Raw genomic sequence first — 10037 nt, 5'->3', positions numbered from 1 at the left:
TCCCTGTCGAATTCCGGCCAGCGTGGTTTAACGGGGCGCCTAAGATCAAAAGCAGATCAAGATCAAGAGCGGCTCGCTTCGCATCGTGGTTACCGTTGAGCTAACAGAGTTATGTAGATACCTATGGTCATCGCAGGCAAGCCAGCTCCCACAGGGAAATGCATTTCAACTGTGGGAGCTGGCTTGCCTGCGATGGCGCCAGCAGCCACACCCATGCATTCAATGCATAGAACCCAGTCCCCAAATGCACTTGCCAGAGCGCCCCTCGAACGGAGAAAAAACCCACCTGTCCTCCGTTCGGTAAATTCCTATGTCTGACCCCAAACCCGTGCGCAACGTGCTCTACATCATGTGCGACCAACTGCGCCGCGACTACCTTTCCTGCTACGGCCATGCCCATTTGCACACGCCGAATATCGACCGCCTGGCCGACGCTGGCGTGCGTTTCAGTCGGGCCTATACACAGGGCACCATCTGCGGCCCGTCGCGTATGTCGGCCTACACCGGGCGCTATGTCAGCAGCCATCAGGTGGCGTGGAACGCAGTGCCGTTGCCGCTCGAAGAGCTGACGATCGGCGACTACCTGCGCCCCCACGGCATCCGCACCGCACTGGTGGGCAAGACCCACGCCACGCCGAACCTTGAGGCCTTGCAGCGCCTGCATATAGACCCCGACAGTGCCCAGGCCGAGCCACTCAATGAGGTCGGCTTCGACGCGTACCTGCGTCACGACGGCATCTACCCCGACAGCCCGCTGTTCGAGGATAAGCGCGAGTCCGCGCCCTACACCCAATACTTGCGTGATCACGGCTACCACGGCAGCAACCCTTGGCACGAATGGGCCAACGCCGCCGAAGGTGAGAACGGCGAAGTGCTCAGCGGCTGGCATATGCGCAACGCCGGCAAACCCGCACGTGTGGCCGAAGAACATTCGGAGACCGTCTACACCACCGACCGCGCCATCGACTTTATCGACGAACAAGGTGAGCAGCCCTGGTGCCTGCACCTGTCGTATATCAAGCCGCACTGGCCCTACATCGCCCCGGCGCCGTATCACGCGCTGTACGGTACCGAGCATGTGCAGGCGCCGATTCAACCTGAACACACCAGCGATCACCCGGTGTACCAGGCATTTCGCCAACACCAGGAGAGCCTGAACTTTTCCCGTGACGAGGTGCGCCTCACGGTGATTCCGACCTACATGGGCCTGATCAAACAGATTGACGATCAACTCGGGCGGCTGTTCGACTTTCTGCAAAGCGCTGGCCGCTGGGACGACACGCTGATCGTGTTTACCAGCGACCACGGCGACTTCCTCGGCGATCATTTCCTCGGTGAAAAAGAATTCTTGCTGGAGCCTGCGGTGGGTGTACCGCTGATCGTGCGCGACCCGCGTGCCAGCGCCGATGTCAGCCGCGGCACCGTGGATGAGCGTCTGGTGGAAACCATCGACGCCCTGCCCACCTTCCTCGACGCCCTGGGCTTGCCCGCCGCCGACCATCGCCTGGAAGGCCGCTCATTAATTCCATTGCTGCAGGGCGAGCAACCCACCTGGCGCCGCTATGCCATTGCCGAATACGACTACGCCTTCCAGGCCCCGGCTCGCGAGCGTCTGGAGCAACCCATCGACCGTTGCCGCATGACCATGGTGCGCAGCGAGCGCTGGAAGTACCTGGCGTACGACGGCTTTCGCCCGCAACTGTTCGACCTGGAAAACGACCCGCAAGAACTGCACGACCTGGGCAGCGATCCCGCCTATGCCGAGGTGCGCGAGACGCACTTGGGTTATCTGTTCGACTGGTTGCGCGGGTTGAAGCGGCGTACCACCATCAGCCACACGGAGGTTGAGGTGCGCGGGCAATGGTTCCGTTATGGTGAGCCAGAGGCAGAGAAAGTGGTGAAGATCGGAGTCTGGTAAACACCACAAATCCAAATGTGGGAGCAAGCCGGCTCCCACATTTTTAATCCTCACCCGGCTTAAAGACCTTTAGTGGTTTTGCTTGATTGCCCCTGCACCCCCACCGGCACATCCCCCTTGAGCGTAACCCGGCGCACGATGCGCTCCTGGGTGCCGTAGTCGTCCACCGCGTAATGCTGGGTGGCGCGGTTATCCCAGATCGCCACGTCACCGGTGTTCCAGCGCCAGCGCACGGTGTTTTCCAGGCGGGTGACGTGGCCTTGCAGCAGGTTGAACAACTGCGCCGACTCTGCCTGGGAGTAGCCTTTCAGGCGTTTGACGAAGTGCCCCAACAGCAGGGTTTTCTCACCGCTGACCGGATGCACGCGCACCACCGGGTGTTCGGTTTCATACACCGTGGAAGTGAATACTTTGCGGTATTCCTCCAGCTTCTCCACCGCCACATCCGGCTTGCGGGCGGCGTAGTCGTATTCGTTGCTGTGCACCGCCCACAGGTGATCAGCCAGTGCGCGCAGTTCCACGCTGAGGTCGTTGTAGGCAGCGGCTGTGTTGGCCCATACGGTGTCGCCGCCGGACACAGGCGCCAGCACCGAACGCAGGATCGAGGCCTTAGGGTAGGCATCGACGAACGTCACGTCGGTGTGCCAGGAATTGGCGCGCTGGCCACGGGTGCCATCCAACTCCATCAGGAACCGCGTGCCGTCTCGTACCGGTACGGTGGGGTGGGCGATCGGCTCGCCGAGCAGGTGAGCAAAGGCTTCCTGGCTCTGGTCATCGAGATGGGTTTGTTCGCGGAAGAAGATCACCTTGTACTGCACCAGCGCCTGCTGGATGGCCTCGACGGTGGCGGCATCCAGCTCACCGGACAGTTTGATGCCACGGATTTCGGCGCCGATCCGCCCGGCTACCGGGTGAATATCGAGTGGTTGGGCGATGGGTTGAACAGCTAATGCGGCGTTGCTCATTGTGATGACCCTCGTGTGCCTGCTGATGGTGGAGATGCTTTCCAGCAACGCTCTATCCATATGCATTTTAGGTCTAGCAAATGAATGAATACTTCGTTGACGGAATAAGAGCTTGCATTTAAAACCTCAGCTTGCTCGGTCGCAAATGCCTTCGACCTATTTTTAAAATGCCGGGAAAGCATATGGATCTTCGCCAACTGCGCTACTTCATCGCCCTCAACGAACACCGCAGTTTCGTGCGCGCCGCGGACGCCATGGGCATCACCCAACCAGCGTTCAGCCGCAGCATCCAGGGGCTGGAACAGGAGTTTGGTTGCGTGCTGGTAGACCGTGGCCACAAGGACTTGCGCCCCACGCCGGAAGGCCAGGTGGTGTTGCAGCACGCCCTGAGCCTGGTGCATGGCGCAGCGCTGCTGAGCAGTGAAGTGACGCGCATGACCAAGCTCGACGCCGGCGACCTGCGCTTCGGCTGCGGCCCGGCGCCAGCCGTGAAACTGGTGCCGGATGCGGTGGCGCGGTTTATCAACGCCCACCCGAAAATCCGTACCACGTTTCAGGTGGATAACTGGGAAACCCTCAGCCGCCGCCTGAGCCGTGAAGAGATCGAATTCTTTATCGCCGACATCCGCCAGTTCGAAGCCGACCCGAATTTCCAGACCCGCGCACTCACCCCCAAACGCGGGGTGTTTTTCTGCCGCCCTGGGCATCCCTTGCTGGCCAAGGACAGCCTGTCCACCAACGATATGTTCGATTACCCGCTGGCGGCGCCGCTGATCTCCCAAGGCATTCGCAAACTGCTGGCGAACCTGAGTGGGCGCATGGACTTCTCCCCGAGCATCCAGACCGAGCACTTCCCGGCGCTGGTGAGCATCGTGCTGCAAACCAACGCCATCGGCGTTGGCACTGAAGAAGCCTTTGCCGAGGACATTGCCAGGGGGGCGCTGGTGCTGCTGCACTGGCGCAACTTGCCGCAGCACATGGAGACCCTGAGCGCACGCTGCGGGATCGTCAGCCGCACGGGGTCGCGGTTGTCGCCGGCGGCGAAGGCGATGATCGAGACGTTGGTGGAGGTGGATAGTCAGCAGGTAAGTGTGGCGGTTTGAAGGGCCTCATCGCAGGCAAGCCAGCTCCCACTTTGAGCGGTGAACACGTTCAAGTGTGGGAGCTGGCTTGCCTGCGATAGCGATAGCCCAGGCACCGATAAGCTCAAAGCCCTGCCGCCACCAACCCAGGCGCCACCCAGTCACTTACCTGAAACGGCCGACGAATCAACTTCTCCTTCGAAGCCAAATCCACTGCATCCTGCAATTTGCCCAGGAACACCGGGTCCAGGGTCGAGGGGAAAATCTCGCTGAGTTTCTGGTCTTTCAAATCATTGGTCAGGATCACCGGCGGGTAACTGGCCAGCCCTGATACCAGTTCGATATACGCCTGTTTGTTGTTGTCATCGGTCAACCACTGCACCGCTTGCTGCTGGGCCTTGAGCAGCTTGGCCACCGCATCGGGGTGTTCATCGACAAACTTGGCGCTGCCCACCAGCACGGCCTGGATGCTGCCGGCATCGCCCAGGTCTTTGGTGGTCAGCGGTATCTCTGCCAAACCTTTGGCCTGCAACGCCGTCAGGGTGGAACCGCCCCAGGTGGCGTCAATCTGCTTGGCGGCCAGGGCGGCAGCGGCCGCGTTGAAGTCCAGGTTGATCACCTTCAGGTCCTTCTCGCTCAAGCCCTGGCTGGCCAATGCGCTGTCGAACGACAACTGGCTCGCCGTGCCTCGGAACACCGCCACGCGCTTGCCCTTGAGGTCTTGCAGGGTCTTGATGCCGGAGCCCGGTACCACGCCGAGGTAGTGTTTCACTCCCCGTGCAGAGGCGCTGAGCAGCCGCGTGTCCAGGCCATTGGAGCGGCCGATGATCGCTGCCAGGTCGCCCAGATAGGCCAGGTCTACCTGGCCGTTGGCAAAGGCTTCATTGATCACCGGGCCGGCGCCCTTGAAGTAATTCCATTGGATCTTGATGCCTTGGTCGGCAAAGGCTTTTTCAAAGATCTGCTGTTCACGCAACACGTCGGTGATGCCACCGCCGCTGTGCTGGCTACCGGCACTGAGGTCGGGCACTGCGATGCGGATTTCCTTGAGGTCGGCGGCATGCACCACCCCGGCCAGGGCGGTGCCGGCGAACAGGCTGATCAGACGTTTAAAGGGCAGTTTCATAAGCGCAGCTCCTGGTGGGCGACGGTCGCCTGGGGAGCAAAAAGTAGGCACAGACTGAACAAAACTTTAAATACTATAAATTCACAATTTAATAGCTTTTAGAAATATGCAAGCTAACCCGCAGCCTCCAGAGGCCTATGCATAAACAACATCGAAAATATTCTTCGAATGCATTGGATGCGTGGCGGCGTGAGGCTTTAAATGACTTTTATTATCTCACAATCATCTTGATCCCGCTTTTGTAAGATCGAAATCACATAACGCATTCGGAGGTCTTCCATGGCCCGGATTTCACTTCTGAGCCTGCCGCTGGCGGCCCCGCCCAAAGGCATCGCGCCGCGCTGGCCGCAGCTGGGCCAGCGTTTATTGCCGTGGCTGCTGCCGCTCACGCTGTTTGCCTTATGGTGGCTGGCCAGCCGCAATCATTGGATGAGCGAGCAGATTCTGCCCACTCCCGCCCTGGTGTGGAGCAGCGCGGTGGAGTTGGCCGGCGGCGAGTTATGGAGCCATCTGGCCATCAGCTTGCAGCGCTTGTTCTGGGGCCTGCTGGCCGGTGTCAGTGCCGGCGCGATACTGGGCGCGTTCCTGGGTTTCAGTGCGCGCGCCGAGCGCTTGGTGTTCCCGACGTTCAGCGCGCTGGCGCAAGTGCCGACCCTGGCCTGGATCCCGCTGTTCATGGTGTTTTTCGGCATTGGCGAAACCCTCAAGCTGGTGGTGCTGGTCAAGGCCATCGTGGTGCCCGTGACCCTGCATACCCTGGTGGGCGTGCGCGACGCCCAGCCCAACCTGCGCGAAGCCGCCCGTGTACTGCGCCTGCCTGGCCACTTGCTGATCCGCCGCCTGGTCCTGCCCGCCGCACTGCCTGCGTTCATGGCCGGCGTGCGCCTGGCCCTGGCCGCCGGCTGGACCTCCCTGCTGGCCGTGGAGCTGCTGGCCTCCAGCGAAGGCATCGGCTACCTGATGGTGTGGGCGCGCCAGTTGTTCATGCTCGATATCGTCTTCGTGTGCATCGTGGTCATTGGCGTGCTGGGTGTGGTGATGGACCGCGGCATCGGCTGGCTGGATCGCAAGTGGGTGCACTGGCCCCATCCGGCCACTGCGCAGATTCGACGCGGGCCACGCTACGAAGGCTGGCAGCGCTTGCAACCCTGGCTGTTGCCGCTGCTGCTATTGGCGTTATGGCAAGTAGCGACTCAGCAAGATTGGGTCGATCCAAACATTCTGGTCAGCCCCTGGGCGGTGCTGCAAACCAGCGTGGCGGGCGTGCTGGATGGCAGCCTGACTACGGCGCTGGGCAAAAGCCTTGCCCGGGCCCTGGCCGGGTTGCTGCTGGGCGGTAGCCTGGGCTTTGCCATGGGCCTGTGGCTGGGGCTGTCGCGGCGCAGTGAGCGGCTACTTGGCCCCACTTTGTCCGCGCTGCGCCAGATCGCGATTTTCGCCTGGGTGCCGCTGCTCACCGCCTGGTTCGGCCTGGGTGAACTGGCCAAGTGGGTGTTTATCGCCCTCGCCGCCTTCTTCCCGTTGTTTATTGCCACCCAGCGCAGCGTGCTCAACCTGTCGCCCCAGCTGCGCGAAGCCGCGCAGGTGCTGCGCCTGAACCTCTGGCAACGCTTGCGCCGCCTGGTACTGCCGGGCGCCGCGTCGGGGATTTTCGCCGGCCTGCGCCTGAGCCTGATCTACGCCTGGATGGGCACCCTCGGCGCCGAATATTTCATGCCCTCAGATGGCGGCATCGGCAGCCTGATGATCGGCGCCCAACAGTTGCTGCGCATGGATTTGATCATGAGCGGCATGCTGCTGGTCGGCCTCACCGGCGCCGCTCTCAACCTGATCGGCCAACGCATCGAAACCCGTGCCACCCGCTGGAGACACGCATGAACGCACCGATTGTCAGCTTCAACCACGTGGGTAAGTCCTTCGACGTCGATGGCTTCGAACTGGAAGCCATCCGTGAATTCAACCTGGAGGTGGCCGAAGGGGAATTTGTTGCGATTGTCGGCTCCAGTGGATGCGGGAAATCCACACTGCTGCGCTTGCTGGTGGGCTTGGATACGCAGTTTCGCGGCGAGATCCAGGTCGATGGCAAAGCCGTCAGCGGGATCGGCGGCGAACGCGGCATTGTGTTCCAGGAACACCGCCTGTTCCCGTGGCTGACCGTGGCGCAAAACATCGGCCTGGGCCTGGTCAACGAGCCCCTGAACGAGGCCGAGCGCAACCGGCGCATCAGCGACTTTATCGAACTGGTGGGCCTCACCGATTTCACTCGCGCCTACCCCCACCAACTCTCCGGCGGCATGGCGCAACGGGTGGCGATTGCCCGCGGCCTGGTGGCCAGCCCGCGCATCCTGTTGCTGGACGAACCCTTCGGCGCCCTCGACGCGCTGACCCGCCAGCAGATGCAGGATGAACTGCTGGCAATTCGTGCCCGCGCCAGGATCACCACGGTGCTGGTCACCCATGACGTGGAAGAGGCGATTTTCCTCGCCGACCGCGTGGTGGTGATGGAGCCGCGTCCGGGGCGAATCAAGCAGGTCGTCGAGATCGCCCTGCCTCATCCGCGCCAGCGCAGCAGTTTTGAATTCCACCAGCTACGCGAAGAGCTGTTGCACGAATTAACCAGCGACGACCATTACCAACCGCCGGTGCGCGAACAGATCCGCGACCTGCCATTGGCGTTCATTGCTTGCTGAAAGAGAGCTCAGTGCGCGGGTTTTCCTGGGGCTCCAGGCGATTGGCTCGCGCAAACGTGCCCAAATCATTGAAGCGCACCCCCATCTCGGCCATGACGTTGTGCGCCACCTTGGCGGTCATCTGGCGGATGTAGAACGGTTCTTTCACCACAAAGTGATGGATGCCGTGGGTGCTGCCGAAGTTGAAGCAGAACGCCTGCAATGGCCACAGCCACCAGGGGTTCAACACCTGGGTTTGCTGCATCACATTGCCCAGTTCCACATCGCCGTAGTAATGCATGTTGGAGCTGACAAAGTGCAGGCAGAAGGTGCGCAACACGTTCGGGCCGATGATCACCACCGCAGCGATATCGATCACCTGCATCACCTGCAAGGTACCGGCTGACCACTGAATGGGCGCGCCCATCAAACTGGCAATCCCATTGGCGGCATGAAAGCCCAGGAAGACGTACCACGCGCCCCAATGCAGCAAGGCCAGCGGTGCGTACACCAGCAGCACGCGCTTGAGGATGCTGAACCTGTGCGGCCAGGTCTTGGCGCGCAACAGGCGGATCAAGGCCGACATCATGTTGTCCCCCACCATCAGCAACCGTGCGATGCCCCAGGATTCGCCATTGGTGATCGCGCGCTCCTCCATGTCGGCTTCGGTGCCCGAGACCTTGTGATGGTTGAGGTGCAGGTGCCGGCGTATCCATGGGTTGATGGTGCTTGGCCGCGCCAGCCATACCAGGCCCATCATCAGGTTGTGGGGCACGCGTTGCTTGCGAAAGTACATGCTGTGGATCAGGTCGTGTTCCAACTCATGAGTGAGCGAGGCGAGGAAGGCATTGAGCAGCAGACACACCCACCAGGCCATATGACCGCTGATATAGAGCGCTGCCGAGCCGAACATGCCCAGCAGGGCAAAGGCCAGGATGCCTGCGCCCAGCGCGTCCTGATGCAACAACCAGGGGTGCCGCTGGCGCAAGCGCACGCCTTCGGCCATCACCACCTCGCGGATATGCGCCGAACGCTGTTGTGCGTTCAACGGCTGGGGGCTTGCAGAAGTACCGTCCATGCTTCCATTCTCTTGTGAAGTGATGCCTGCATCCTGCACCTAACCCTAGCGCAGGACGCTAGCCGCGCACGCCAATCTGTTGACCACAAGCGCCAATTGCCATGACCGAACCCACTTCCCTCGCTAGCTGGACCCGTGCCCTGCGCAAGCAGCTCGACGCCCTGGGCCTCGACAGCGCCGCGCTGTGCGCCGAAGCCGGGCTCGACCCGCAGCAGATGGACGACCCCAACGCCCGCTACCGGTTGTCGGCCACCACGCGCCTATGGGCGCTGGCGGTACAGGCCAGTGGCGACCCTGCGATCGGGCTGCGGGTGTCGCGGTTTGTCAGCCCCACCACCTTTCATGCGCTGGGTTACGCATTGGTGGCCAGCGGCAGCTTGCGCGAGGTGTTCGAGCGCATCGTGCGCTATCACCAGGTGGTCAGTGATGCCTTGGACCTGGAGCTGAGCCGCCACGGCGACGTCTACCGTTTTCGCCTGCTCCAACCCCCAGGCAGCCCTGCGCCCGCGCCGGAAGCGATTGATGCCTTTGCGGCGATTTACGTACGCACCTGCCGCAACCGCCTCGGGCGCGACTATGCGCCGTTGGCCGTTTACCTGCGGCGCCCGGAACCCGCCGACCCCGAGCCGTGGCACAGGGTATTTCGCGCGCAGGTATGGTTTGCCGCCGACGAAGACCGCCTGGAATTCGCCGCCAGCGACTTCGACAGCCATCTGGACGACGCCAACCCGGAGCTGGCCGAACACAACGAAACCGTGCTCAAGCGCACCCTCGCCCAACTGCAACCGCTGACCTGGGAACGCAAGGTGCGCGCCGCCATCGAGGCGCAATTGCCAGACGGCGAGCCAAGCGCCGAACACATTGCACAAGCGCTGCATTTGAGCCTGCGCAGCTTGCAGCGGCATCTGGCCGATGAAGGGTGTCGGTTTGACGCCTTGCTCAATGAGTGCCGGCAAAACCTGGCGTTATTGCACCTGCGCGACCCGCAGTGCTCATTGGCCGAGATCAGCCATTTGCTGGGGTTTGCCGATACCAGCAGTTTCAATCGTGCGTTCAAGCGCTGGACGGGGATGACGCCGGGGCAGTTTCGCGACGGGTTGCAGTAGGAAGGGCCTCATCGCAGGCAAACCAGCTCCCACAGGGGAATGGGGTTCACATCATGTGGGAGCTGGCTTGCCTGCGATGAGGCCAGTACAACC

8 protein-coding genes are annotated in these 10037 nt (G+C 61.8%); 5 read left to right on the top strand and 3 right to left on the bottom strand.

Translation table 11 applies throughout. The annotated features are described in order from the left end of the window. The first annotated feature begins 310 nt into the window (after window positions 1-310). Window positions 311-1918 (top strand): alkaline phosphatase family protein, encoded by a 1608-nt coding sequence (locus JJD66_RS25270; RefSeq protein ID WP_198716293.1) that lies wholly within the window; start codon window positions 311-313, stop codon window positions 1916-1918. 59 nt (window positions 1919-1977) lie between these two features. Here the strand turns inward: JJD66_RS25270 and JJD66_RS25265 are convergent, their stop codons facing one another. After that, window positions 1978-2883 carry a TauD/TfdA dioxygenase family protein gene (locus tag JJD66_RS25265; protein WP_034125458.1) on the bottom strand — a complete coding sequence of 302 codons (906 nt, stop codon included), beginning with the start codon at window positions 2881-2883 and terminating at the stop codon, window positions 1978-1980. 182 nt (window positions 2884-3065) lie between these two features. Here JJD66_RS25265 and JJD66_RS25260 point away from each other — a divergent pair, with 182 nt between their 5' ends. Then, window positions 3066-3986 (top strand): LysR family transcriptional regulator, encoded by a 921-nt coding sequence (locus tag JJD66_RS25260; RefSeq protein ID WP_200649300.1) that lies wholly within the window; start codon window positions 3066-3068, stop codon window positions 3984-3986. Between the two features lie 103 nt (window positions 3987-4089). Here the strand turns inward: JJD66_RS25260 and JJD66_RS25255 are convergent, their stop codons facing one another. Continuing rightward, window positions 4090-5091, bottom strand: coding sequence for an ABC transporter substrate-binding protein (locus tag JJD66_RS25255; protein ID WP_105225376.1), 1002 nt, complete (start codon window positions 5089-5091; stop codon window positions 4090-4092). 279 nt (window positions 5092-5370) lie between these two features. Between JJD66_RS25255 and JJD66_RS25250 the strand changes: the two genes are divergently transcribed. Together JJD66_RS25250 and JJD66_RS25245 are read left to right on the top strand one after the other, a co-directional pair. Continuing rightward, a complete protein-coding gene (locus tag JJD66_RS25250) occupies window positions 5371-6969 on the top strand; it encodes an ABC transporter permease (protein WP_200649299.1) in 1599 nt (532 codons plus the stop codon). Then, the gene (locus JJD66_RS25245; RefSeq protein WP_057975339.1) at window positions 6966-7781 is read left to right on the top strand and encodes an ABC transporter ATP-binding protein; all 816 of its coding nucleotides are present in this window, start codon (window positions 6966-6968) and stop codon (window positions 7779-7781) included. The genes JJD66_RS25250 and JJD66_RS25245 overlap by 4 nt, the downstream gene beginning before the upstream one ends. On the opposite strand, the gene JJD66_RS25240 is transcribed toward JJD66_RS25245, so the two are convergent. Then, a complete protein-coding gene (locus JJD66_RS25240; protein ID WP_200649298.1) occupies window positions 7768-8838 on the bottom strand; it encodes a fatty acid desaturase in 1071 nt (356 codons plus the stop codon). The two genes, JJD66_RS25245 and JJD66_RS25240, sit on opposite strands and share 14 nt — an antisense overlap. A gap of 101 nt (window positions 8839-8939) precedes the next feature. Here JJD66_RS25240 and JJD66_RS25235 point away from each other — a divergent pair, with 101 nt between their 5' ends. Beyond that, window positions 8940-9944, top strand: coding sequence for an AraC family transcriptional regulator (locus JJD66_RS25235; RefSeq protein WP_200649297.1), 1005 nt, complete (start codon window positions 8940-8942; stop codon window positions 9942-9944). Window positions 9945-10037 lie beyond the last annotated feature (93 nt).

The organism is Pseudomonas sp. MF6751 (assembly GCF_016613265.1).
Classification (GTDB): Bacteria; Pseudomonadota; Gammaproteobacteria; order Pseudomonadales; family Pseudomonadaceae; genus Aquipseudomonas; species Aquipseudomonas fluorescens_BV.
Note: the sequence above shows the minus strand (reverse complement) of the source record. Positions and strands in the feature narration are given on the sequence as shown.

Bases quoted from the DNA above. Each gene is read 5' to 3' on its own strand.
- JJD66_RS25270 (WP_198716293.1), top strand. From the start codon at position 311: ATGTCTGACCCCAAACCCGTGCGCAACGTGCTCTACATCATGTGCGAC.
- JJD66_RS25265 (WP_034125458.1), bottom strand. From the start codon at position 2,883: ATGAGCAACGCCGCATTAGCTGTTCAACCCATCGCCCAACCACTCGAT.
- JJD66_RS25260 (WP_200649300.1), top strand. From the start codon at position 3,066: ATGGATCTTCGCCAACTGCGCTACTTCATCGCCCTCAACGAACACCGC.
- JJD66_RS25255 (WP_105225376.1), bottom strand. From the start codon at position 5,091: ATGAAACTGCCCTTTAAACGTCTGATCAGCCTGTTCGCCGGCACCGCC.
- JJD66_RS25250 (WP_200649299.1), top strand. From the start codon at position 5,371: ATGGCCCGGATTTCACTTCTGAGCCTGCCGCTGGCGGCCCCGCCCAAA.
- JJD66_RS25245 (WP_057975339.1), top strand. From the start codon at position 6,966: ATGAACGCACCGATTGTCAGCTTCAACCACGTGGGTAAGTCCTTCGAC.
- JJD66_RS25240 (WP_200649298.1), bottom strand. From the start codon at position 8,838: ATGGACGGTACTTCTGCAAGCCCCCAGCCGTTGAACGCACAACAGCGT.
- JJD66_RS25235 (WP_200649297.1), top strand. From the start codon at position 8,940: ATGACCGAACCCACTTCCCTCGCTAGCTGGACCCGTGCCCTGCGCAAG.